Here is a 23,050-nt window from a genome sequence, read left to right as displayed (position 1 = left end):
CCTCCGCTCACCTGGCAGTAAAAAAACAGCCCCGCCATGCTGGCGGGGCTGTGGCGCTCTTGTGGTTGTCGTTGTTGGTAACCCGGAGATTAGTATCTGTTTTATATCGCCAGGGAGACCAATATTGCGCTGACGATGATCAATAGGCCGAGAGATGCGAAGAACAGCCTGAAATCTCGTGGCCCGGTAGCGGGCGGGATTCTCCCGTAGCGATTGTCGCCATCGGTTCCCTTGATAAACGTCACCATAATAAAGGGAATGAGGCTTATCAGAGGGATGAGAAAAAGGAGTATGAGCCAGCCTGACTTGTTCAGGTCGTTCAGGCGTCGCTTGGCCTGGATGACAGCATAGATAGTAAAAGACACAGTGAGAATAAGCTGAGTAACCAGAAGAAAAAGGGCAGTAGTGAAAGCCGATGGTGAGTAGATGTCAATGTTGGTGAAGCTGATGGCCAGGATGATTCCGTTTACGACAAGGCCAGGAACCGCGGTACGGTTGAAGTACTGGATTCTGCCGATACGACCACTGGTCGACCAGAGTCCCGCGGACGATGATGACAATGCACCGGTGGTTCCCTCGTGTGCTATCGGTGGCGATGGAGTGTCTTTGGAAACGAAGGGGTGAGCCACACTTGTGCTGAGCGTCTCGATTGTCATCTTGTAGATTCCTTCCCTGGTGTTGGTGTGCGGGTGGTCCCTATTCCGAGATGATCCATGCCTTTGCTTCGTGTAGCGGTTGGTAAAGGGTTAGAGGTTGAGCTGTAGTGGTCCATAGCAGATGGCCGCTGATGCCACCGCAACGTTGAGAATAAGCAAGCACCAGAAACGCTTCGTATCCGATGAAGTCGATGGAGAAGGTGGTGGTCCGAAGGGCTTGCTTCCTGGTGTGCCACGAAAGAAGACCAGGGTGATGATCAGCCATACGTTGATCAGGGGAAACCGTCCAAGAAGCAGTGACCAGCCAGAACGACCCTGATTATTAAGGCGACGTTTTGCCTGAAGAATGGCGAAAAGGCTGAAGACTGAGTACACGCCTGCGTAGGCGTAGATCAGGATGGTGAAGGTGCTCTGGGTGAGTGTCGCAGGGTACAGGTAGTCGAGATAGAGTGGGACAAAGAGCGCGAGGTTATAGATGAGTCCTACTGTGGTAAGTCGGCTACAGTAGCGAATGCGCCCGATACGGCCACGAGTTGACCAGAGTCTGCTGCTTCTACCGGGTACGCTATACAGCGGCAGCGGCAAGGTGACGGAAGATGAGGTGGTTGACGACATGGAGTTGAGTCTCATCTTCTTCCCCTGTTTCCTTCTTTAAATCGGTCTTCGATTCATCAAAGGTGTCAAGGCGTTGTCGGATTTTCCAATGCCTTGATGGATGGTCAGTCGTCATGGCAATGGTTGGCGGTGGCGCATGTTGTCCTTGTATGAGGAACGCATCATTGGTGCCTGCAGCGAAGGCTTCACTGCGACTCTAGAAAGCCATTTCGTCAGGGGATATGGGGGATGTCCTACATACTTTCTCTTTTTAAGAATTTTCTAATTTTTTATTCTCTCATTGGCTGAACTGGTACGAAGTTGCGTCGCAGCGAAAAGAATACACCCCGATGGCCGGGCGCCTTGCCCTGCCATCGGGGAGATGTGGTCGAGATGGTGATGGCCGTCTTGATCCTGCTTCGGCGGCGCAAGCAGGGCACCACCGAGGTCGCAGCCGTCTGACCGGCCTCCGCTCACCTGGCAGTGAAAAAACAGCCCCGCCATGCTGGCGGGGCTGTGGCGCTCTTGTGGTTGTCGTTGTTGGTAGTAGCGCGGGGAATATTTTTTAGAGCGTTAAAGAAGCCAGCGCTACGCAAGCAACGACCGACAGTCCGGTCAGGAACCAGAACAGGGTCATCTCATTGGAAGTGAGGGGGGAAGGTTCAGCACCGAAGCGGTTATCACCATCACTCCCCTTGATGAAGGTCACCATGATAAATGGGATGAGGTTTATAAGGGGGATAAAGAAAAGTAGCATGAGCCAGCCTGATTTGTTCAGGTCATTTAGCCTGCGCTTTCCCTGGATTAGCGCAAAGATAGTCAATGGAATTCCAAGCACGAATTGGCTGATGGTAAAGGCGCTGGCGGCTGTCTCTGCAGCGGCCGGTGTTGCCGTCAGACTATAGTAGATAAGTATCCCGTATACGGCATAGACGAACAACACCGGCAAGGTCAAGCGATTAAAGTATCTTACTCTACCGATACGACCATTGGTCGACCATAGTCCAGGGTTTTTATTTGCTACCTGGCGGTCGTTTGCATCACCTTGCGTGTTGGAGATTTCTGTATCTGAAGGGAAGTTGATTTCATTTGAGTTATCTAACGTAGTGCTTTCGTTTGTCATCTTGCTGCTTCCTTCCTTGGGGTAAGAGTTCCGGCGATCCTTTCGCCGAGTCGGTTAATATCTATGCTTTTAGCAGTCCACTGGGAGGGTCTAAAGACCCAGGTGAAACTGTAGTGGTCCATAGCAGATGGCCGCTGACGCCACGGCAATGTTAAGAATGAGCAAGCACCAGAAGCGCTTCGTTTCCGATGAAGTCGATGGAGAAGGTGGTGGTCCGAAGGGGTTGCTTCCTGGTGTGCCACGAGAGAAGACCAGGGTGATGACCAGCCATACGTTGATCAGGGGAATCAGTCCAAGAAGCAGTACCCACCCAGAACGCCCCTGATCGTTAAGGCGACGTTTTGCCTGAAGAATGGCGAAAAGGGTGAAGACTGAGTACAGGCCTGCGTAGGCGTAGAACAGGATGGTAAAGGTGCTCTGGGTGAGTGTCGCAGGGTACAGGTAGTCGAGATAAAGTGGGAGAAAGAGCGCGAGGTTATAGATGAGTCCTACTGCGGCAAGTCGGCTACAGTAGCGAATGCGCCCGATACGGCCACGAGTTGACCAGAGTCTGCTGCTTCTACCGGGTACGCTATACAGCGGCAGCGGCAAGGTGACGGAAGATGAGGTGGCTGACGACATGGAGTTGAGTCTCATCTTCTTCTCCTGTTTCCTTCTTTAAATCGGTCTTCGATTCATCAAAGGTGTCAAGGCGTTGTCGGATTTTCCCATGCCTTGATGGATGGTCAGTCGTCATGGCAATGGTTGGCGGTGGCGCATGTTGTCCTTGCATGAGGAACGCATCATTGGTGCCTGCAGCGAAGGCTTCACTGCGACTCTAGAAAGCCATTTCGTCAGAGGATATAGGGGATCTCCTACATACTTTCTCTTTTTAAGAATTTTCTAATTATTTGACCTCGGGTTGGCCGAACTGGCACGAAATTGCGTCGCTGCGACAAAAAAACACCCCGATGGCCGGGCGCCTTGCCCTGCCATCGGGGTGATGTTGTCGAGATATTGCCTGGGAGATACTGAGTCGTCGCTGAGGCGATGGTCCGGAAACAGGACCGGGAGAGGTTAAGCGGCAGGGCCAATCAGATGCTTTACCTCAAGATAACCGGACAGCCCCCAGGGGCCGAGTTCACGTCCGATGCCGCTGGCGCCGAAGCCGCCCCAGCTGGCCTCGGGCATCACCAGCTGTTCGGAGTTGAACCAGATGCTGCCTGCACGCAGGGCGCGGCCAACACGCCTGGCGCGCTCGGCGTCACCAGAGATCACGGTGGCGGCGAGGCCAAAGGCGCTATCGTTGGCCAGGGCGATGGCCTCGGCTTCGCTCTCTACGCTGCGCGCACACAGCACCGGGCCGAAGATTTCCTCGCGCCACAGACGGCTTGAGGTGGGCACGTCGCGGTACAGGGTAGGGGCGACGAATTCGCCCTGGGCCGGCAGGTCACGATGGCGGCCGTCACGCACCGGCGTCAGACCTTCGTCCTTGGCGATCTCGAGGTAGCGCTCCACGGCTTCGCGCTGACGGGCGCTGGTCATCGGGCCCATGTCGGTGCCCTCGGCCAGCGGGTCACCCAGGGTGAGGCCGTCGATACGGCTTGCCAGGGCCTGGTAGAGCGGTTCGGCCAGCGTCTGATGCACGATCAGTCGCGAGGTGGCGGAGCAGATCTGCCCGGAGTTGAAGTAGATGCCAGCCATCACCCAGTCGGCGGCGGCTTCGACCTCGGCGTCATCGAGCACCAGGATCGGCGATTTGCCGCCGAGCTCCAGTGACACGCCGCGCACGCCGTTGGCGGCGGCCCGCATGACCTTCTCGCCTACCGCATTGCTGCCGGTGAAGGACAATTTATCCACACCCTGATGGGCGGACAGGGGAGCGCCGATGCCTTCGCCGTCACCCAGCAAGAGGTTCAGCACACCGGCGGGTAGGCCGATCTCCACGGCGATGTCGGCCAACGCCACCTCGGGCAGCGGGGTGACCTCGGAGGGCTTGAACACCAGGGTGCAGCCGGCGGCCAGTGCCGGTGCGATCTTCCAGGCGCTGGTGACCAGCGGGAAGTTCCAGGGGGTGATCAGTCCGACCACGCCGGCGGGGTCTTCGAACACCCGCGCCTCGACGCCGTCCATGCCGTGCTCGAGCAGGCGACCCTGACGCTGTTCCAGAGCGCGGGCCTGGCCGGCGTAGTAGCGGTAGCAGGCGATGGCGTCGTCCAGGTCGATGGCGGCCTCGGCCAGGGCCTTGCCATTGTTGGTGGAGGACAGCCGTTCGAGATCGCCGCGGCGGGTTTCGAGGGCCGTGGCGAAGGCTTCGAGAAAGTCGCCCCGACGCTGTCCGCCCAGCGCCTGCCAGGCGGGCAGGGCGGCACGCGCGCTGGCCACGGCGGCGTCGACGTCGCTGGCATCGCCGGCGGTGATCTCGGCGATCTGGGTCTGGCGGTAGGGATCGGTCACAGCCAGGCGCCGGCGGCTGTGGCTATCGACCCAGCGGTTGTCGATAAACTGTTGTGTCAGCTGTTGCACGGAGGGACTCCAGGGGCAAAGACATTAGAGGGAATAAGCGAATGAAATGATCGGCGAGATGAGGGGGTGTCCCGCGTTCACGCCTGGTGGCGCTTGAGCCAGTCATCGATCATGGCGTGGCAGTGACGGCCCGAGAAGCTCGGGAAGTGGCCGCCGTGCACCGTGGCGATCGGCAACCGCCGCAGGCGCTCGAGGCTCGCCGCGTAGTCGTCCAGGTCGCTGTGATAGGCGTCCTCGATCAGCTCACCGTCGTAGATGATGTCGCCGCTGATCAGGGTGGCGCTGGCGGCCTCCCACAGGGCGATGCCGCCGGGCGAATGGCCGGGGGTGTGGATCACCTCGAAATGGCGATCGCCCAGCTCGATGACGTCGCCGTCCTCCAGCGTCTCGATACGCGGCGGCGCCGCAATGCGATAGCCGCTGTGGGCGTAGGGCAGCGGTGGCAGGGCGTCGAACATGGCGTCGTCGAGAAAGGCCTCGGCCAGGGTGCGACGGTTGTCGGGGCTTGCCAGGATATCGGCCTCGGCGCGATGAACGTGGCAGCAGTCGAACTCGTGAGCGGCGCCGATATGATCGAAGTGGGTGTGGCTTGCCACCGCCACGATCTCGCGTTCGGCCAGCAGTGCCACGCGCTCGCGCAGTGGCACCGCGCCCAGGCCGAAGTCCACCACCAGATCGCGCTCGCGGCCGCGAACGTGCCAGATATTGCAGCGGTAGAACGGCTTGATGGCCGGTTCGTCGATCAGGGTGATGCCGTCGGCCAGGCGCTGGGTGCGATACCAGCTGGCGGCGTCACCCCGGGGCAGGGTGAAGGTGCTCACGTGTTACCTCCCGGCAGGGCGCGCAGGTCCTTCAGGTAGTCCTGGTGGCTGCGGCTCTCGTCGATACGCGAGTGTTCGATGTCCACCACCAGCACTCCGGCGTCGTTGCCAAGGCGCCCCAGCACCTCGCCGTCCGGTCCCGCCACCAGGCTGTTGCCGCAGTAGTGCAGCTCGCCCTCGATGCCGGCGCGGTTGATGCAGGCGACGAAGCGCTGGTTGTCCAGCGCCCGGGCGCGGATCTGCAACTGCTGGCGTTCGGCGTTGGGCACCATGTTAGCGGTGGGCGAGAGGATCACCTCGGCGCCGGCCTGGGCCAGCGCTCTGGCTATCTCCGGGAACTCGTTGTCGTAGCAGATCATCAGGCCCAGGCGGCCGAGCCGGGTGTCGACCACGCACAGCTCGTCACCGGGGATGAAGTACTGGTGCTCACGATCCCATAGCTGGCGCTTGTGGTAGCAGGCCAGGGTGGTGCCGGTGTCGTCGACCAGCACCGCCGAGTTGGTCAGGCGGCCGTCGGCCTGGCGCTGGGCCAGGCCGAACAGCAGGTGCAGGCGATACTGGTGCGCCAACCGGGCGACCTGATCGATCAACTCGCCTTCGTCGGCGAGTTCATCGAGCCGTTCGAACACGTTGTAGCCGGTCAGCGCCAGTTCCGGCAGGGCCAGCAGCTGGGCGCCGGCGGCCACCGCCTGCTGGCACAGGCCATCGAGGGCATCGAGGTTGGCGGCGACATCCGCGTGGACGGGGTCGGTCTGGGCCAGCATCAGGCGCATGGATCAGTCTCCTTGGGTAGCGAGGCTGGAACGGGTGAACAGGGCACAGCCCAGCCAGTAGAGTCCGCCGGTGATGACGAACACCGGCAGCGAGGCGCCGATGGACAGCGGTGCCACCAGGGTCCAGTAGGCCGCCAGGGCCGCACCGATCAGGTAGGCGCCGATGGCGATACCGGCGGTGGGCCGACCGAGCTGGTGCGGCGAGCGCAGCAGCTCGGCGTTGTAGCCGTCACGGCCGACCAGGTAGTAGTCGACGATCATCACCGAGAAGGCCGGAATGAACAAGGCGCCGATCAGCAACAGGAAGTTCTGGAACTGGTCGAGGATACCGGGGATCAGGGCGCCAAAGACCGTCACCACGCCGATCACCAGCGCCGGCTTCCAGAAGGCCATGCCGGGGGACACGTTCATGCACGACAGGGTGGCGCTGTAGACCGCCATCACGTTGGTGGTCATCACCGAGAAGAAGATCACCAGCGCGGCGGGCAGGCCAAAGCCGAAGCCGGACAGCAGCCGGGTCGGGTCGTAGGTCTGTTCCATGCCACCGAGCACCGACAGGCCGGATACCGCGGCACCCAGCCCCATGGCGATCATCGAGGCGCAGACGTAGCCGCCGTAGGTGCCGAGTACCGCGATGCGTCCGCTCTTGCAGTTGCGGTTGTAGTCGGCGGAGGTGGAAATCCACGAGAAGGCGGTGGCGACGACGATGTCGAAGGCGATGCCCAGGGTGATGCCGTTGCGGGATTCGGCGGGCATTTCGAACAGCGCACCGACCTCGTAGTGACGGTTGAGCTGGTAGACCACGCCGGCCGCCAGCACCATCATGGCCGCCGCCGCCCAGCGCTCGATGCGCTCGATACCCAGGTGGCCGCGCAGCACGATCAGCACCACGATGGTCTCGCACAGGATCGTCATCAGCGGCAGGTTGGAGTAGCCGGTGGTGGCCTCGATGGCGTAGTCCAGGCTCATGCCGGCCAGCAGCGCCTGGATCCAGCTCCAGGCGATCAGCACCGCCATGTTGACCAGCGAAATGATCTTCGAGCCGGTGGGGCCATAGGCGCGGCGGGTCAGGGCCATCGAGGGCAGGCCAGTGCGCTGGCCCATCAGCCCGACCAGCAGCAGCGGAATGGCGCCGATCAGCGAGCCGATCAGGACCCAGGTCATGGCGACCGGGAAGCGCAGATCGGGCACCAGCAGCATGCCGGTGAGGATGGTGGTGACGACCACGTTGGCGCCGAGCCACAGGGCGAAGGTGGCCATGCCTCCCATGCTCTTATGCTGGTGTTCATCCAGGGTGTCGTGGCCGATCAGCCGCTTGAGTGAAATCATCATGGAAACCTTTGTGGTTATGGTTGGTAGGTACCGCAGGGGAGTGAAATTGGGAGCAAGAAACGGAGCAGATAAAAGGAGCAAAAAACGGAGCAAAAGGGCCGGCGCCGTGGCGCCGGCAAAGGGGGCGTCGCTGGATCAGGCCACCGCGGCGTTCCATGCCGTGGCGTCGATCTCGATCAGCATCGGGCCGTCTTCGGGGCGATGGGCGATGGCCCGGGCGAGGCCGGCGGGGTTGCCGACCCGGGTCGCCGCGCAGCCGAAGCCGGCCGCCAGGGTCTGGAAGTCCGGTGCCTGGATGTCCACGCCGAGGCGGGTGACGCCGGCGTTGTCCATGAAGCGGCGGATTTCCTCGTAGCCCTGGTTGTGCCACAGCAGCACGATGACCGGCAGCCTTTCCTCCACCGCACAGGCAAGCTCGGTCAGGGTGAACATCACCCCACCGTCGCCCACCAGCGCCACCACTGGCAGGTCCGGCTGGCCGAGGCTCGCGCCCATGGCCGCGGGCAGGCCGTAGCCGAGAGTGCCGTAGCCGGTGGACGCGTTGAAGAAACGGCGCGGCGCGTCCTGGCTTACCAGATGGTTGGCGGCGTAGGTGGTGGCGCAGGAATCGCCCACCAGGATCGCCCCCGGCAGGCTCTCGTGCAGGGTGTCGAACAGCGGCACATAGGGGCGGAAGGCCGGATCATCGGCCAGCGCCAGGGCGCTCAGCGCATCATGTGTACGCTTGCGGCCATCGCGCGAAAGCTGCTCACCGCCGAGGCGCTGGTCGCAGCCGGCGGCCAGCGCTTCGAGGCTGGAGGCGGCGTCGGCCACCAGTGCCAGGTCGGCATGCTGGTTGCGGGCAAGCTGCTCGGGGTCCAGGTCGATGCGAATCAGTCGACCGTCGAGGGTGAAGCTGTCGTCGAACACCACGTCATAGTCGGTCTCGCCAAGCTCGGTGCCGATGGCCAGCACCACGTCGGCTTCATGGGCAAGCTCCCGCACCGCCGGCAGCGAGGCGTTGGCGCCCAGATCCAGCGGATGGTCGCGGCCAAGCAGGCCCTTGGCGTTGATGGTGGTGACGGTGGGGGCGTCGAGGTTCTCGACCAGACGACGGGCGGCGTCCGGGGCATCGACGCAGCCGCCGCCGAGCAGCACCAGCGGGCGCTTGGCGTCGACCAGCCAGTCGAGCGCCTGCTCGAGCGCGGCGGGGGCCGGTGCGGCCTTGGCCAGCGCCGTGCGGCGCGTGCTGACAGGCTCGCTGACCGGGGCGTCGAACAGGTCGATGGGGATCTCGATATGCACCGGGCCGGGACGGGCGCCATCGAACACGGCGAAGGCACGGGCCAGCACCTCGCCGAGGCCGTTCGGGTCGAGCAGGGTGTGGCTGAAGCGCGAGACGCCGGCCATCAGCTCGCGTTGGCCGGGGAGTTCGTGCAGCCGGCCCTGGCCGCGTCCCAGGGTGTCGCGGCGGTTGACGCTGGAGATCACCAGCATCGGCACCGAGTCGGCCAGGGCCTGGCCCATGGCGGTGGCGATATTGGTCATGCCGGGGCCGGTGATGATGAAGCACACGCCGGGCTTGCCGGTGGTACGGGCGTAGCCGTCGGCCATGAAGCCGGCGCCCTGTTCGTGGCGCGGGGTGACGTGGCGGATGCCACTGCCCTGGTGGTCGTGTCCATTGCCGCCTTCGAGGCCACGATAGAGCTCGATGGTGTGGACGCCGGGGATACCGAAGACGGTGTCCACGTCGTAGGTGTCACGCAGCAGACGGATCAGCAGTTCAGCGCAGGTCATGCGGTACTTCCTTGAGACGGTTCAGGGGCTTGAGACGAGCCAGAGGCGAGGGCAGGGTCCGGGGCCACCGAGTAGGGGGCTCTTGCGAAGATCCGCCTGACCATGGGCTCGAAGTGCGCCAGCGGCTGGGTGTCATAGGCGGGGTCGAAGGACGGGCAGTCCCAGTCACGACAGAAGGCTTCGCAGTCGTCGAACCAGGGATGGCCGCGGAACCGCTCGCGGGCGTCCTTGTCGCCGCCGACCTTGTCCCAGTAGTAGTGACCCTGGAAGACGTCGTGATGCTGGACGATCCAGTGGGTCTTCTCGCTGACGAAGGGGCGCAGGATCGAGGCAGCGAAGGCGGCGTGATCGAAAAGCGCCAGTTCGTCGCCGATGTCGTGGACCAGGGCGGCGACGATCATCTCTTCGTCGGCGCCGGCACGCTCGGCCCGGGTCGCGCTCTGCAGGCAGTGCTCCAGCCGGGTGATCTGGTAGGGCTGGTGGCCCTCGCCCAGCCGGGCGAGGGTGTCCAGTACGCTGTCGGCGAGGCCGGCCAGGTAGTCGGCGTCGTGGGCGGCGATCACCGCCCAGTCTTCTGCCGTGCTTTGGTCGATGCGGGTGAAGGCCGCCTTGCCGACGGCGTGAGCATCGTTTGGGTCTGTCATGTCGGCCTCCCGATCAACCCACCAGCCAGTGGGCCATGACCACGATGATGGGCAGGGTGATGGCGGTGCGCAGCAGGAAGATCACCACCAGTTCCCACAGCTTGAGCGGGATCCGTGACTTCAGCAGCAGGGCGCCGATCTCTGACATGTAGATCAACTGGGTCAGTGACAGACAGGCGATGACGAAGCGGGTCAGTTCGCTCTCGATATCGCTGGCCAGTACCGCCGGCAGGAACATGTCGGCGAAGCCCACCAGGGTCGCCGGCGCGGCGGCCTCGGCCTCGGGCAGACCCATCCACTCGAGCACCGGCACCATCGGCATGGACAGCCAGGTGAACAGCGGAGTGAACTCGGCCAGTACCAGCGCCACGGTACCGATGGCGATGACCAGCGGCAGCAGCCCGAAGAAGATGTCGGCGACGTTGAACAGCGCCAGACGGGCGAGCTTGAGCGGGCCCGGGGCGGTCTCGGCGCGGGCCACGGCGATGCCCAGGCTGTAGCGCAACAGGCTCTGGTTGCCGGTGTTTTCTTCCTGGATCTGGCAGCCCACCGGCTCGTAGTAGGTGTTGGCCTTGCGTGACAGCGGCGGCAGGCGCGGCACGATGACGGCGGCGACCAGGCCGGCGACCACCACGGTCAGGTAGAACGGCACGAACAGGTGGTTGATGCCGATGAAGCTGGTCACCAGCAGGGCGAAGGCGATCGACACGATCGAGAAGTTGGTGGCGATGGCCGAGGCCTCGCGGGCGTTGTAGAAGCCCTGCTCGTATTGCTGGGTGGTGATCAGTACGCCGACGGTGCCGGAGCCCATCCAGGAGGCGGTGGCGTCGATGGCGCTGCGCCCGGGCAGCCCGAAGATCTTGCGAAAGGGCGTGCGCACCATGGAGCCGATGAACTCCATGAAGCCGAAGTCCACCAGGAAGGGCAGCAGGATGGCGGCAAAAAAGAAGAAGGTCAGCAGCACCGGCGCCAGGTCATTGAGCATCACCCCGCCGGTGAAGGAGGCGGTGACCATCTCCGGGCCGACCTGGAAGTAGGTCATCAGCGCGAAGGCGGCGCCGAGGGCGCGCATCACCACCCACAGCGGGGCGATGTCGAACAGCTCCTTCATCGCGCCCTGGCGGGCCCAGCCTGGTTTGGTCAGCTTGACCACCAGGGTCAGCACGATGGACAGGGTGAGCACTACGGTGGCGATGGCGGGCAGGGCGTCGCCGAGGGTGGCCTTGAGCCAGTCGGCGGCCAGACCCATGCCGATGTTGATGGTATCACCGACCGAGAAGGGCACCAGGAACAGCAGGATGCCGATCAACGACGGGACGAGGAACTTGATCAGACCATGGGTGCTTAGCTTGCCCCCGTCGGTCGTGATCTTGTCGGCAGAATGCAGGTGGGAGGACATGGGCGATCACTCTTTGCTGTTGTAATGGTCGGCGCCCTGACGCGGGCGCCTCGTTGGCTGTCGCCAGGGCCACTCCCTGGCCCTGTGAGGATTCAGTCGCGGCGCGCGACTCCGGGGAGCACGCACAGCATTTCATAGAGCAGGGTGGCGCCCATCAGGGCGGTGTTGCCGCTGGGGTCGTAGGGCGGGGAGACTTCGACCAGGTCGCCGCCGACGATATTGAGCCCCTGGGCGCCGCGCACGATCTCCAGGCCCTGGGCCGAGGTCAGGCCGCCCATTTCCACCGTGCCGGTGCCGGGCGCCACCGACGGGTCCAGGCCATCGATGTCGAACGAGATGTACACCGGGCCATCGCCCATCTGCTCGCGCACCTCGGCCATCAGCGGCTCGAGAGACTTGTGCCAGCACTGTTCAGCCTGGACCACGCGGAAGCCCTGCTGGCGACACCAGTCGAAGTCCTCGGCGGCGTAGCCGGTGCCGCGCAGGCCGATCTGGACGACCCGGTTGGCGTCCAGCAGCCCTTCTTCCTGGGCACGGCGGAACGGGCAGCCGTGGGCCACCTCTTCACCGAACATGTGCTCGTTGACGTCGGCGTGGGCGTCGATATGGATCAGCCCGACCGGGCCATGCTTCTTGGCGATGGCGCGCAGGATCGGCCAGGTCAGGGTGTGGTCACCGCCCAGGGTCAGCGGCACGCAATCGTGGGACAGGACGTCGTCGTAGAAGCGGCTGATGATGTCCAGGTTCTTCGGCAGGTTGAAGGTGTTGATCGGCACGTCGCCGATGTCCGCCACCTGCAGGCTGTCGAAGGGTGCAGCACGGGTGGCCATATTGTAGGGGCGCAGCATGCGCGATTCGTCGCGGATCTGGCGCGGCCCCAGTCGGGTGCCCGGGCGGTTGGAGGTGCCGATGTCCATGGGAATGCCGATAAAGGCGGCGTCCAGACCCTCGGCGCTGGTCTGGGTGGGCAGACGCATCATGGTGGCAGGGCCACCGAAGCGCGGCATCTCGTTGCCGCCGAGAGGTTGATTGAAGTCGCTCACAGGGAACTCCTGGCATCGTGGATGGGGACGGTCGCGGCCCTGGGCCTGACGGTTGTTGTGAGTGATGCAGACGCCGTGCCATCTTTTGAGCATTTATACTAAAGATGTAATAGAGGTGCAGAGATTCCAAGGGATGGTCTGCTGTGGTGATAGAAGTGATCCAGAAGTGAATCACGATCTCGACGCATCGTGATACACTTCTGAATCAATGATGCATTTATGGATCGCTGGATGAGCGACGACGACACCAAGATTCTCAAGACCATCATCGATACCGCCCACGACCACTTCTTCATCGTCGCGCCGGACGGTCGTATCCGCGACGTCAGTCCTGGGGCGGCGGCGGTCTACGGCATGTCCTGCGAAGAGCTCTGCGCCACCAGCGTGCAGCGGCTCGAGGCCGATGGCGTGCTGACCCCGTCGGTCAGCCTGGAGGTCATTCGCAGCGGGCGGCCGGCCCAGCTGGTCCAGCGCACCGGCACCGGACGCCGGGTCATCGCCCAGGCCCATCCGGTATTCGAGGGTGAGCGGCTGGTGGCGGTGGTCAGCCGCTCCATGGACTTGACCGATCTGCAGCTGCTGCAGCAGGAGTACGCGCTGTTGCAGCGCCGCTTTAGCGAGCACCTGCGCCGGGGGCATGCGCTGGAGAGCGACAGCGAAGCACTCGAGGCCGAGCTCGATGACCTGGAGGTGAAAAGCCAGCTGATGCGCGAGGTGGCGCTGCTGCTCAAGCGGGTCGCGCCCACCGACGCCACGGTCTTGATGCTGGGCGAGTCCGGGGTGGGCAAGACCGCTTTCGCCCGCCAGCTGCACCGTTGGAGTTCTCGCCGCGATGGCCCCTTTATCGACGTCAACTGCGCCGCCATCCCCGAAAGCCTGTTTGAATCGGAGATGTTCGGCCATGAAAAGGGCGCGTTTTCCGGCGCCGCGCCGGGGGGCCGCAAGGGGCTGATCGAGCAGGCCGAGGGCGGCACCCTGTTTCTCGACGAGATCGGCGAGTTGCCCCTGGCGGTGCAGACCAAGCTGCTGAAGACCATCCAGGATGGCAGTATTACCCGGCTTGGGGACAGGGCCCCGCGACGGGTCGACTTTCGCCTGGTGGTGGCCACCAATCAGGACCTGTCGGCACGGGTCGAGCAGGGCCTGTTTCGCCTGGATCTGTACTACCGGCTGAACGTGATTCCGGTCACCCTGCCGCCCCTGCGCGAGCGTCGCGAGGATATTCCCGGCCTGGTCGAGCGCCAGCTAAAGCGCCTCAATCGGCGTTATGGACGCGACAAGATGCTGTCGCGAGACGTGTGGCAGGCGCTGATGGGCTGGGATTGGCCGGGCAATGTGCGTGAGTTGGAAAACACTCTGGAAAGGGCCTGGTTATCCAGTGACGATGTCATCCAGGGCGATCTGCTGGTGCCGTCCACGGGGGCCTCGGTAGGGCAGCTCGGCGGGCAGCAGCGTGAAGCGCAGCAGACGGCGGCGTCTGTCACCGGAGCCTCCGCTGCGCTGGCTGATGGCGCTACGTCACCCGCGACACTATCCGCTCCAGGTGCAGCTCGACCCGAGCTGCCGCTTGCCCGGGGCGAGAGCCTGAAGGCCGCCCTGGCCCGGCGCGAGCGTGAGATCCTTGCCGACTGTTGCCGTACCCTTCCCACCACCTACGCCATCGCCGAACACCTGGGCATCAGCCAGCCAAGCGTGGTGCGCAAGCTCAAGCAGCATGGGTTGCGGATCGGGTGACCGGTGATGAAGGGCCGAGCTTTGCGGCACCTACTGACGGAAGACGTAAAAGAACCCGACCCAGGTGGCCAGGATCAGCAGTGGCTTCAGCACCAATACTGCACCGCTGGTGGAGCCCCGTTCGTCGTGCTCGGTGTCGCTGGACTCCCCGGGCTGCATGGCGAGTACCACCGTCAGCAGCAGGTTGGCGCCGGGGACCAGCAGCATCAGGCTCCACAAGCCCGCCTGGCCCAGGTCGTGCAGGCGACGAGTGCCGTGCAGCACCAAGGGCTGAAGGCTGATGACAACCCACCAGATCCCCAGCAGGCCTGCCTTGATCGTCAATGCGTCCTCGAGGGCGGGGGCGGTGATGGTGGTCGCCCACAGGGCGGCATAGTAGAACGATAGCGCCAGGGTAGCGTTGAGACAGAAGTCGAGACGACTCTCGCGCCCCGCCAGGCTGTCGAACCAGTAGCCCGGCAGCACTCGCCTGAGCTCGAAGGCCTGGGGCGATGAGTGACCGGGGGCGACAGGGTCGGGAAATCCGGGAGCAGTAGGGCGATGCATCGGTATCTCGTCCTGTAGATCCAGCGTGATGCCGGTGTGCAGTTGAGGGAGACTGGTTCGATAAGCTGCGTCCTTCCGACTTGAATCCTACCCATTTTCTCTCTTGGTCTAGATAGGCGATCACGTAGTTTCTAGTACGAACCGCGTAAACAGTGCTGGTTCATAAGTCTGGTGGGCGACCTGCTTCCGAAGGATGGAAGCGTTCGGCCTCTGCCTGGTCCTTGAACACCAGAGTGCGGTAGGGGAAGGGAATCTCGATATTGGCCTCATCGAGCGCGCGCTTGATGGATGCCACCACCTGATCGCGGGAAGCGCGGATGTCGACGGGGCGGGACCCGGTCCACCAGGCCACCTCGAAGTCGATGGAACTGGCGCCGAAGGCCTTGGCGAAGACCTGCACCGCACGTACGTCGCTGCGCACCGAGTCCACCTCGGCGACCGCGCCCTGGATGATCTCGCGAGCCTGGTCCACGTCCTCGTCGTAGGCGACGCCAACGATGATGGATGTGCGCCGGATATCGCGGTTGGTGCGGACGATGACCGGCTGCTGGAACAGCAGGGCGTTGGGCACCACGATCATCTGGCCGTCGGTGCGGCGGATACGGCTGTCGCGCACCGTGATCTGCTCTACCTGACCTTCCACGTCGTTGGCCTCCAGGGCGATGTGGTCGCCGATCTGGAAGGGTTCTCGCCACAGGATCAAGAGGCCGGCGAGGAAGTTCTCGAACACGTCCTTGAAGGCGAAGCCGATGGCGATGGAACCGAGGCCCAGGGTGGTAAGGGCCTTGCCGGGAGTGACGGTGGGGAAGATCAGGGTGATGGTGATCAGAAGTCCCCCGAGCCAAAGACAGAGCCCCGTCAGCATGGTCAGGACATCGCGCAGATTGCGTCGGAGCTTGGCCTTGTCAGCCACCCGCGCCACCAGGGCGCGGCCGAATCTCGCCACCAGCCAGGTCACCAGGATCAGCAGCAGGCCGGCGGCCAGTCGTGGGCCAGCAGAGCCAATGTCTGACAGGTAGGCCTGAACCTCTCCCAGCAGCAGCGACACGAAGGGTAGTTGTTCCAGTTCTTCCATCGCATCCTCCCGGGCCATGTTCAGGCGGTGGGCGCACTATCCTGCGCCCATGTTGCTGAGCATAGCGGGGCGCCAGGCAAATCGCGCGTCACCTGCCAACGCTGGCAGTCCGGATACCTCGTCGGTTCCGACTTGACCCTCTATTTATCATGATAAATACTTTTGTTCATCTGGAGGTAGCCGCGATACGCTCGCGGCGTCACTCCATCGCCAGGCCTTCTTCGACAAACGATCCAGAACGGTTCTTCCACAACAAGGACAACTCCATGAGTGCCCACGACCAGACGCTGAAAGAGCGCAAGAAGTGGTATCGCACGGTGCCAGACCCGATGGTGCTGATCTTCCTGATCCTGCTCGCCACCTATGCGCTGACCTTCATCATTCCCGCCGGCGAGTTCGAGCGGGTCATGCAGGATGGACGCACCCGCGTGGTGCCGGACTCCTTTCATTATCTGAGCGACGTGGCGGCGATCTCGCCTTTCGACATCTTCGTGGCGATTCCCAAGGGCTTGAACGCGGCCTCTCTGTACCTGTTCATCGTGTTCATCGCCGGCGGGCTGTTCCATATCCTTCAACGCACCGGCGCCCTCGAGAACGCCATCGGGGTGGCGGTCAATCGCGTCGGCGTCGAACGGCGTAACGTCATCATCACCGCCGGCACCTTTATCTACGGCTTCTTCGGTGTGGCCGTCGGTTTCGAGAACAATATTGCGCTGGTGCCCATCGCGGTGCTGATCGCCAGCGCGGTGGGCTGCTCCAGCCTGGTGGGCACCACCATGGCGGTGGGTGGCATCGGCGTGGGCTTTGCACTGTCGCCGATCAATCCCTATACCGTGGGTGTCGCCCAGGGCATCGCCGAGCTACCGACCTTTTCCGGCGCCTGGCTGCGTGCCTTGCTGGTGCTGACCTCATTGGGCCTGTTGTCCTGGTATATCTGTCGCTTCGTCACCCGCATGGACTTCGAGGAGCCCAACGACGCCAAGGCCATGAGCAAGTCGCTGGACGAGTACCACATGAGCAAGCGCGACAAGCTCACGCTGGTGGTGTTCGTCGGTGGCCTCGCCGCCATGCTGGTGGGGGTCTTTACCCAGGGCTGGTACATCAATGAGATTGCCGGCATGTTCCTGCTGATCGCCATCGTGATCGGCATCGTCAACGGCCTGTCGGCCAACGAGATCGTCAAGCAGATGATGGAGGGGGCATCCGGCGTGACGGCGGGCGCCCTGGTCATCGGCCTGGCCGCCTCGATCCAGGTGATCCTCAAGGACGCCCAGATCATCGACACCATCGTCTACGCCTTGAGCGGTCTGATTCAGGACATCCCGGGGGCGCTGTCGGCGATCATGGCCAGCGTCGTCCAGGGGGTGATCAATCTGTTTGTGCCATCCGGCTCTGGCCAGGCGCTGGTGACCATGCCGATCCTGGTGCCGGTGGCCGACCTGGTCGGCATGAGCCGCCAGCTGATGATCACCGCCTTCCAGGTGGGTGACGGCCTGACCAACCTGATCGTGCCGACCTCCGGTGGCACCCTGGCGATGCTGGCGCTGGGCCGGGTGTCCTACGAGAAGTGGCTGAAGGCTATCCTGCCCTTCATGGCGCTGGTCTACCTGCTGTCCTGGGGTGGGCTGGTGATCGGCCATATGGTCGGCTACTAGGTTGCGCCATGACACTGTCGCTGCTGCATGTTCATCCGGCTACCGGCACGGTAGCCGCCCTCACCGCTACCGGAGGTGTGGCGGTGGGCGGCTACGTTCACCATGTGTGGCGTGGCGTCGGCGCCTGCGCGACCCAGGGGCGGGTTACCCACCCCTGGTATCCCGACGGTGTCCGCCGGGCGCTGGAACGGGGGGAGGATGCCCGCGGTGCGCTTGCCCGGCAGGTCGACGCCGACAAGGGTGCCGCGTTGCGCCAGTGCCTGGTGATGGATGCTCAGGGGCGCTCAGCGCTGCATAGCGGTGCTGACAACCTCGCCACTGTCGCTTCCTGTTGCTATCCCGGCGTGGCCGCGGCGGGCAACCTGCTGGCCAGCGCCAAGGTGGTCGAGGCCCTGGCTCATGCCTTTGTCGATACCTGTTGTACCAACGCCGACGCCGTGCGCCAGGGCGCAACGCCCGAGTACCGCGACGACTATGAGGCGACGCTGCTCGAGGGACTGATCGACGCCCTGGAGGTCGCCCTGGCAGAGGGGGGCGACGTCAGAGGCACGCGCTCCGCCGCCCTGCGTATCGAGTCGTTCACCCAGGCCCCCCTCGATCTGCGTGTCGATTGGTGTGAGGGCGATATCGCGGGCGAGTTGCGCGCCCTGGCCAGGCGTGTGCGCGCGCCTGCCTTTGCCGACTTTCTGGCGTCCCTGCCGCGTCGTTGACGCTATTCCTTGGTTATTCCGGTGCCTGAAGGCACCCGATCTGGAGATATCATGACCGCTGACCACGAGACCATGACGCTCGGCGCACAACTGCTCGAGCGCCTCGACGAGGCTGCGTGTTTCTCGGAGCCTGGTGCCGGCGTGACCCGGCAGTTCTGCTCGCAGGAACACCGCCAGGTACTCGAACTTATCGCCGATTGGATGCGCCGGGCCGGACTTGAGCCCGAACTGGATGCCTCCGGGAATCTGGTTGGCCGATGCGACAAGGCGCGCGCCGGCGCGCGCACGCTGATCATGGGGTCACACCAGGACACCGTGGTCGAAGGTGGCAAGTATGACGGCATGCTCGGCGTAGCGCTGCCGCTGCTGGCGCTGGAGCGATTGAAGAAGGATGGGATCGAGCTCGACTACGGCGTCGAAGTGGTGGCCTTCGGTGATGAGGAGGGGACCCGTTTTCAGTCGACGCTGATCGGCAGTCGTGCCCTGGCCGGTATCTTCGATCCTGCCAGTCTGGAGGCCAGGGATGCCGATGGCATCAGCGTGGGCGAGGCGCTTCGGGCCTTTGGTGGTGATCCTGAGCAAATTCCGTCATTGGCCCGAGATCCTGACTCGGTGCTGGGCTTCGTCGAGGTCCACATCGAACAGGGGCCGGTACTTGAACGGCGCGATCACGCTCTCGGCGTGGTGACCTCCTTGACCGGGATCGAGCGTCACCGGCTGACGGTTGCCGGCAAGGCAGGCCACGCCGGCACCACGCCGATGCCGGGCCGTCGCGATGCGCTGGTGGGGGCTGCCGAGATGATCGCCGAGGTCGACCGCATCCTTAACGCCACCGAGGATTTTGTCGGGGTGGTGGGTAAGCTGGAGGTACGCCCCAACGCGGTCAACGTGATTCCTGCCGAGGTGGTGTTCACCCTCGAGCTGCGCTCTCCCCACGCCGAGGTTCGGCGTCGTGGTCGCGAGGACATTCTGGCCGCCTGCCGACAACTGGCACAGGCGCGCGAGTTGTCACTGACGGTGGAGACGACCTATGAGGCCGAAGCAGTGGCCTGCGCGGACTGGCTGATCGAGGCCTTGGGGGATGCCTGCCAACGGTGCGATGAGCCGGCTGATCTGCTGTTCAGCGGCGCCGGTCATGACGGTCTGGCGATGTGCGACCTGACCGGTATCGGCATGTTGTTCGTGCGTTGTACCGATGGCCTGAGTCACCATCCGGACGAAGCCATCACCGCCGCCGACGGTGAGGCGGCCACGCGTGTACTGATGCAGTTTCTCAAGGACCTGACTCCGAAAGCGCAATAGGCGTCGCCGAGGTGGGCAAGGCACTCGCACCTCCGCCTCTGATGGTCGTTAACCTTCGTTGAGAAAACCGCGCCGCACCTGCGCTTCGTTGTCGTGCATCACCGCCTGGGCTTCCAGCAGATGCTCGCGCATCAGGGTGCGGGCGCGTTCTCCGTCGCCGGCCTCGATGGCGTCGAGCAGCCAGGCGTGATATTGGCAGCCGGCGGGACCGATGTGATGGTCGCCGGGCTCGTACAGCCGCCGATAGACGGTAAGGTCTGACAGCACTTGGGCGGTGAAGCGGATGATGAAGGACAGCAAGGGGTTGCCGCCGGAAAGCTGCGCCAGTTGTTCATGGAAGTCCAGCGAGTCGATGTGCTGCTGGCGCTCGGCGTCCAGGTCACAGGCGGGCTCGGCGTAGCTCGCAAGTGACTGGCGCAGCCTGGCGATCTCTGAAGCCTCGACCTGCCCCGCCAGCGAGGCTACCAGCTCCGGCTCCAGCGCCAGGCGGATCTGGTAGATGTCGCGGATCGAGATGTCCTTGAAATAGAGATAGTGGCTGAGCAGCGAGATGGCGCGGGATTCGCTCATTTCCCGGATAAATACGCCGCCGCCGGGGCCGGTACGCGTCTCGACCAGCCCCTGGGCTTCCAGCACCCGGGTGCTTTCACGAACGGTGCCCTTGGAGGCGCCGAGGATCTCCATCAACTCCGCCTCACCGGGCAGGCGATCACCCGGTGACAGCTCGCGCTCAACGATCCAGCCCTTGATGGTCTCTGCCAATTGATAGGGTCGTCTGCGAGGTGTCGATCCGGTCATGTGGGTCTCTCGTCGGTGATGAAACCCCAGCATATCAGAGCTCATGACGGACTGGCCGCCACCTCGTCGGCCAGACTTGCCGCGACTGCGCGGGGCAAGACGGCAAAGATTTTGTGAATATTAGTTACATTTAGTAACAGTATGGCTATTCTAGAAGCCGAAGGGTGAAGTCTGTCCCTGAAGTGGCCTAAGCCGGCCAGGCCGCAGTGCCCGTGAGGGGGTTACGGGTGACTTTATCTGCCACTCTATGTACAGCGTTTGTGTGGTGGTGGCGCCATCGACAATCTGTGGAGGCCTTTCGATGTCCTTTCGTGCTCGGCTACTGCTGGTGATGCTGGTCCTGACCATCGGGATCCAGCTGGTCGTGTCATGGGCGGTACTCAGTGCGCTCAAGACGACCGCCATGGAGCAGGGCGAGAAGGAACTGGGCGTGGCCTCCGGCGTGGCGCAAGCCCTGCTCGATGGCTGGGGCCAGCAATTGCTGGACAGTGTGGATCTGCTGGTGGAAGATCCGCGTTTCCGCGAGGCCATCGACCCGCTCGACAGCGCGGTGCGAGTGGACGTGCTTGGCGAGTACGCGGAGCGCATGGGTGCCAATATGGTGAGCCTGCTCGATGATGAGGGCCGTGTGATGGTGTCGAGTCATCATGATACCGGGGCTACGGATGCTTTCCCTGACCTCCGGGATCAGGCGAGACGCACCGATGGGACCATCACCCTGTTCATTCATGATGGCGAGGCCTTTCAGCTTGTGCTGCATCCGGTGCGGGGGACGACGTCCGCGGGCTGGCTGGTCATGGGGTTTCGCCTCGACGAGGACATGGCAACGGCGCTGTCGGCGCTGATTCGCAGCGACACCCATTTCGAGGTACAGGTGGGTGAAGGTGAGGACGTAGGCCTTGTGGGGAGCGAGGGTCTGCGCCAAGCCTCGACGCTGTTCGAGGATGCAGAGGGGCGTATCCAGCTCGTGGTAGAACGTTCCTACGAGACTCTGCTGGCCGACTATCAGGCGATAAAGCGCCAGCTGGCGATCATCCTGGCGATCAGCCTGGCGCTGATGCTGGTGGCCGCCATCCTGATCGCTCGAGGCGTGAGTCTGCCGCTGTTGCGGCTGGTAGGGGCGGCCAAGAGTGTGGGGCGAGGGGAACCTCTGGATCTCGATCGGCTTCCCCGCCAGGGAGAATTTGGGCTGCTGTCCTCGACCATGCTGAAGATGCAGAACGACCTGGTGCGCCGGGAAGCCGACATTCGCAAGCGCTCACGCCAGGACCAGTTGACCGGGCTAGGCAATCGCCAATGCGCCAACGAGGATATCGAGGCTGCCATCGCCACCGGGCGTCCCTTTACCCTGCTGCGCCTGACCATCAACCATATGCGCCGGATCAACGACACCTTCGGCCATGACTTCGGTGATCAGGTACTGAGTACGCTGGCCGGACGCCTGGCGGATCTGCCGGCACCCAAGGCAGGGGCTTACCGTCTCAGTGGCGACGAATTCCTGCTGCTGCTGTCGGTGTCTCATCTCGACCCGCTGTGGCTTGAGGATACGCATCGTCGACTGACCCGGGCGATCCGTCTGGATGGGTCGCCGGTGACACTCGATTGCGCCATGGGCGAGGCGCGCTATCCGGAGCATGGCGGCGAGGCCAACCTGCTGCTGCGGCGGGCCGAAATCGCACTGGATCGAGCACGTCAGCTACGCCAGTCCTACCAGTGTTACCTGCACGGCCAGGACGAACGCCATCTGCGCCATCTGTCTCTGGTGCGCGATCTCCAGCACGCCGCCAGCAACGGTGAATTCTCGCTGCGTTATCAACCCCAGGTGTCGGCCCTGACAGGCCGGGCCCTCGGCATGGAGGCACTACTGCGTTGGGATCACCCCAGGCTCGGGCGCATCCCTCCGGATGAATTCATTGCCCTGGCCGAACGCTCGGGGCTGATCCACCAGCTGACCCAGTGGGTCATCGACACCGGCTGCCAGCAGCTGGCCAGGTGGAGCGAGGCAGGGCTCAATATGCGCCTCGGGGTGAATATCTCGGCCATGGACCTGCAGCAGCCAGGGTTGATCAAGCGGGTCGAGCGGGCGCTGGACCGCCATGGCCTGCGCGGTGAGCGTCTGTGCATCGAGCTCACCGAGAGCGCGCTGATGGAGTCGCCGGAGATGGGGGCGCGCAAGCTGCAGTCATTGCGCGCCATGGGGGTGGAGCTGGCCATCGATGACTATGGAACAGGCTATTCGTCGCTGGCCCAGCTCAAGCGTATGCCGGTCCAGGAGCTGAAGATCGACAAGTCTTTCGTCATGCAGCTGGTGAAGGGGTCCGAGGACGACGTCATCGTGTCCTCCACGATCGAGCTTGCTCACCACCTGGGGCTCAGCGTGGTCGCCGAGGGGGTGGAAGACCAGACGGTGGCTGACCACCTGGCGGAGCAAGGCTGCCATATGCTGCAGGGCTTCCTGATTTCACGACCAATGACCGACGAGGCCGCCACCGAGTGGCTGCGCAGTCGCGTCGGGGACGGCATCCGCGACGCCGCCAACGAAGAACTGCGCTGAGCCTTGACGA

General features: G+C 63.5%; 20 protein-coding genes. 5 read left to right on the top strand and 15 right to left on the bottom strand.

What is annotated here, in order from left to right; translation table 11 throughout:
• Positions 1 to 101: 101 nt before the first annotated feature.
• The 12 genes from NFI08_RS02755 to speB all read right to left on the bottom strand — a co-directional run bounded on the left by NFI08_RS02755 (position 102) and on the right by speB (position 12,666).
• On the bottom strand, positions 102 to 656 hold the full coding sequence (locus NFI08_RS02755; RefSeq protein ID WP_349587007.1) for a DUF805 domain-containing protein: 555 nt from the start codon (positions 654 to 656) through the stop codon (positions 102 to 104).
• 90 nt (positions 657 to 746) lie between these two features.
• Positions 747 to 1,286 (bottom strand): DUF805 domain-containing protein, encoded by a 540-nt coding sequence (locus NFI08_RS02750; protein WP_349587004.1) that lies wholly within the window; start codon positions 1,284 to 1,286, stop codon positions 747 to 749.
• A gap of 529 nt (positions 1,287 to 1,815) precedes the next feature.
• Complete coding sequence (locus NFI08_RS02745) at positions 1,816 to 2,373, bottom strand: DUF805 domain-containing protein (protein ID WP_083970499.1); 558 nt, start codon at positions 2,371 to 2,373, stop codon at positions 1,816 to 1,818.
• Positions 2,374 to 2,463: 90 nt separating this feature from the next.
• Entirely contained in the window at positions 2,464 to 3,009 is a 546-nt protein-coding gene (locus NFI08_RS02740; RefSeq protein WP_108133483.1) for a DUF805 domain-containing protein, read from the bottom strand.
• 420 nt (positions 3,010 to 3,429) lie between these two features.
• Complete coding sequence (locus NFI08_RS02735) at positions 3,430 to 4,878, bottom strand: aldehyde dehydrogenase family protein (protein WP_349587000.1); 1,449 nt, start codon at positions 4,876 to 4,878, stop codon at positions 3,430 to 3,432.
• Between the two features lie 77 nt (positions 4,879 to 4,955).
• Positions 4,956 to 5,699 (bottom strand): MBL fold metallo-hydrolase, encoded by a 744-nt coding sequence (locus NFI08_RS02730; RefSeq protein WP_108133485.1) that lies wholly within the window; start codon positions 5,697 to 5,699, stop codon positions 4,956 to 4,958.
• Positions 5,696 to 6,472, bottom strand: coding sequence for a carbon-nitrogen hydrolase family protein (locus NFI08_RS02725; RefSeq protein WP_349586996.1), 777 nt, complete (start codon positions 6,470 to 6,472; stop codon positions 5,696 to 5,698). The genes NFI08_RS02730 and NFI08_RS02725 overlap by 4 nt, the downstream gene beginning before the upstream one ends.
• 3 nt (positions 6,473 to 6,475) lie before the next feature.
• Complete coding sequence (locus NFI08_RS02720) at positions 6,476 to 7,804, bottom strand: purine-cytosine permease family protein (protein WP_349586993.1); 1,329 nt, start codon at positions 7,802 to 7,804, stop codon at positions 6,476 to 6,478.
• Positions 7,805 to 7,939: 135 nt separating this feature from the next.
• On the bottom strand, positions 7,940 to 9,580 hold the full coding sequence (locus NFI08_RS02715; RefSeq protein ID WP_108449233.1) for a 5-guanidino-2-oxopentanoate decarboxylase: 1,641 nt from the start codon (positions 9,578 to 9,580) through the stop codon (positions 7,940 to 7,942).
• Positions 9,577 to 10,224 carry an HD domain-containing protein gene (locus NFI08_RS02710; RefSeq protein WP_349586990.1) on the bottom strand — a complete coding sequence of 216 codons (648 nt, stop codon included), beginning with the start codon at positions 10,222 to 10,224 and terminating at the stop codon, positions 9,577 to 9,579. Before NFI08_RS02710 ends, NFI08_RS02715 begins: the two co-directional genes overlap by 4 nt.
• A gap of 13 nt (positions 10,225 to 10,237) precedes the next feature.
• Positions 10,238 to 11,623, bottom strand: coding sequence for a YjiH family protein (locus NFI08_RS02705; protein WP_083970496.1), 1,386 nt, complete (start codon positions 11,621 to 11,623; stop codon positions 10,238 to 10,240).
• A gap of 92 nt (positions 11,624 to 11,715) precedes the next feature.
• Positions 11,716 to 12,666, bottom strand: a complete 951-nt coding sequence (speB, locus tag NFI08_RS02700; protein ID WP_045993646.1) for an agmatinase — start codon at positions 12,664 to 12,666, stop codon at positions 11,716 to 11,718.
• A gap of 231 nt (positions 12,667 to 12,897) precedes the next feature.
• Here speB and NFI08_RS02695 point away from each other — a divergent pair, with 231 nt between their 5' ends.
• A complete protein-coding gene (locus tag NFI08_RS02695; RefSeq protein ID WP_349586985.1) occupies positions 12,898 to 14,400 on the top strand; it encodes a sigma-54 interaction domain-containing protein in 1,503 nt (500 codons plus the stop codon).
• A gap of 30 nt (positions 14,401 to 14,430) precedes the next feature.
• On the opposite strand, the gene NFI08_RS02690 is transcribed toward NFI08_RS02695, so the two are convergent.
• Positions 14,431 to 14,946, bottom strand: coding sequence for a DUF805 domain-containing protein (locus tag NFI08_RS02690; protein ID WP_108449235.1), 516 nt, complete (start codon positions 14,944 to 14,946; stop codon positions 14,431 to 14,433).
• A 160-nt stretch (positions 14,947 to 15,106) separates the two neighbouring features.
• The gene (locus tag NFI08_RS02685) at positions 15,107 to 16,021 is read right to left on the bottom strand and encodes a mechanosensitive ion channel family protein (protein ID WP_108449236.1); all 915 of its coding nucleotides are present in this window, start codon (positions 16,019 to 16,021) and stop codon (positions 15,107 to 15,109) included.
• Between the two features lie 266 nt (positions 16,022 to 16,287).
• Here NFI08_RS02685 and NFI08_RS02680 point away from each other — a divergent pair, with 266 nt between their 5' ends.
• The 3 genes from NFI08_RS02680 to NFI08_RS02670 are packed head-to-tail and all read left to right on the top strand — an operon-like array spanning position 16,288 to position 19,688.
• Entirely contained in the window at positions 16,288 to 17,676 is a 1,389-nt protein-coding gene (locus tag NFI08_RS02680) for a YfcC family protein (protein ID WP_045993637.1), read from the top strand.
• A gap of 8 nt (positions 17,677 to 17,684) precedes the next feature.
• Positions 17,685 to 18,386, top strand: coding sequence for a DUF1028 domain-containing protein (locus NFI08_RS02675; protein ID WP_108449237.1), 702 nt, complete (start codon positions 17,685 to 17,687; stop codon positions 18,384 to 18,386).
• Between the two features lie 51 nt (positions 18,387 to 18,437).
• A complete protein-coding gene (locus NFI08_RS02670) occupies positions 18,438 to 19,688 on the top strand; it encodes an allantoate amidohydrolase (RefSeq protein WP_349586978.1) in 1,251 nt (416 codons plus the stop codon).
• A gap of 48 nt (positions 19,689 to 19,736) precedes the next feature.
• Here the strand turns inward: NFI08_RS02670 and NFI08_RS02665 are convergent, their stop codons facing one another.
• Complete coding sequence (locus tag NFI08_RS02665; RefSeq protein ID WP_108133555.1) at positions 19,737 to 20,486, bottom strand: FadR/GntR family transcriptional regulator; 750 nt, start codon at positions 20,484 to 20,486, stop codon at positions 19,737 to 19,739.
• A 301-nt stretch (positions 20,487 to 20,787) separates the two neighbouring features.
• On the opposite strand from NFI08_RS02665, the gene NFI08_RS02660 reads away from it, so the two are divergent.
• Positions 20,788 to 23,040 (top strand): putative bifunctional diguanylate cyclase/phosphodiesterase, encoded by a 2,253-nt coding sequence (locus tag NFI08_RS02660; protein ID WP_162816478.1) that lies wholly within the window; start codon positions 20,788 to 20,790, stop codon positions 23,038 to 23,040.
• The last annotated feature ends 10 nt before the right edge of the window (positions 23,041 to 23,050 follow it).

This window comes from Halomonas sp. EF61 (assembly GCF_040147045.1).
Lineage (GTDB): Bacteria > Pseudomonadota > Gammaproteobacteria > Pseudomonadales > Halomonadaceae > Halomonas > Halomonas litopenaei.
This window is presented reverse-complemented; position numbering and strand designations above follow the sequence as displayed.

Bases quoted from the DNA above. Each gene is read 5' to 3' on its own strand.
- NFI08_RS02755 (WP_349587007.1), bottom strand. From the start codon at position 656: ATGACAATCGAGACGCTCAGCACAAGTGTGGCTCACCCCTTCGTTTCC.
- NFI08_RS02750 (WP_349587004.1), bottom strand. From the start codon at position 1,286: ATGAGACTCAACTCCATGTCGTCAACCACCTCATCTTCCGTCACCTTG.
- NFI08_RS02745 (WP_083970499.1), bottom strand. From the start codon at position 2,373: ATGACAAACGAAAGCACTACGTTAGATAACTCAAATGAAATCAACTTC.
- NFI08_RS02740 (WP_108133483.1), bottom strand. From the start codon at position 3,009: ATGAGACTCAACTCCATGTCGTCAGCCACCTCATCTTCCGTCACCTTG.
- NFI08_RS02725 (WP_349586996.1), bottom strand. From the start codon at position 6,472: ATGCGCCTGATGCTGGCCCAGACCGACCCCGTCCACGCGGATGTCGCC.
- NFI08_RS02720 (WP_349586993.1), bottom strand. From the start codon at position 7,804: ATGATGATTTCACTCAAGCGGCTGATCGGCCACGACACCCTGGATGAA.
- NFI08_RS02715 (WP_108449233.1), bottom strand. From the start codon at position 9,580: ATGACCTGCGCTGAACTGCTGATCCGTCTGCTGCGTGACACCTACGAC.
- NFI08_RS02710 (WP_349586990.1), bottom strand. From the start codon at position 10,224: ATGACAGACCCAAACGATGCTCACGCCGTCGGCAAGGCGGCCTTCACC.
- NFI08_RS02705 (WP_083970496.1), bottom strand. From the start codon at position 11,623: ATGTCCTCCCACCTGCATTCTGCCGACAAGATCACGACCGACGGGGGC.
- NFI08_RS02695 (WP_349586985.1), top strand. From the start codon at position 12,898: ATGAGCGACGACGACACCAAGATTCTCAAGACCATCATCGATACCGCC.
- NFI08_RS02690 (WP_108449235.1), bottom strand. From the start codon at position 14,946: ATGCATCGCCCTACTGCTCCCGGATTTCCCGACCCTGTCGCCCCCGGT.
- NFI08_RS02685 (WP_108449236.1), bottom strand. From the start codon at position 16,021: ATGGAAGAACTGGAACAACTACCCTTCGTGTCGCTGCTGCTGGGAGAG.
- NFI08_RS02680 (WP_045993637.1), top strand. From the start codon at position 16,288: ATGAGTGCCCACGACCAGACGCTGAAAGAGCGCAAGAAGTGGTATCGC.
- NFI08_RS02675 (WP_108449237.1), top strand. From the start codon at position 17,685: ATGACACTGTCGCTGCTGCATGTTCATCCGGCTACCGGCACGGTAGCC.
- NFI08_RS02670 (WP_349586978.1), top strand. From the start codon at position 18,438: ATGACCGCTGACCACGAGACCATGACGCTCGGCGCACAACTGCTCGAG.
- NFI08_RS02665 (WP_108133555.1), bottom strand. From the start codon at position 20,486: ATGACCGGATCGACACCTCGCAGACGACCCTATCAATTGGCAGAGACC.
- NFI08_RS02660 (WP_162816478.1), top strand. From the start codon at position 20,788: ATGTCCTTTCGTGCTCGGCTACTGCTGGTGATGCTGGTCCTGACCATC.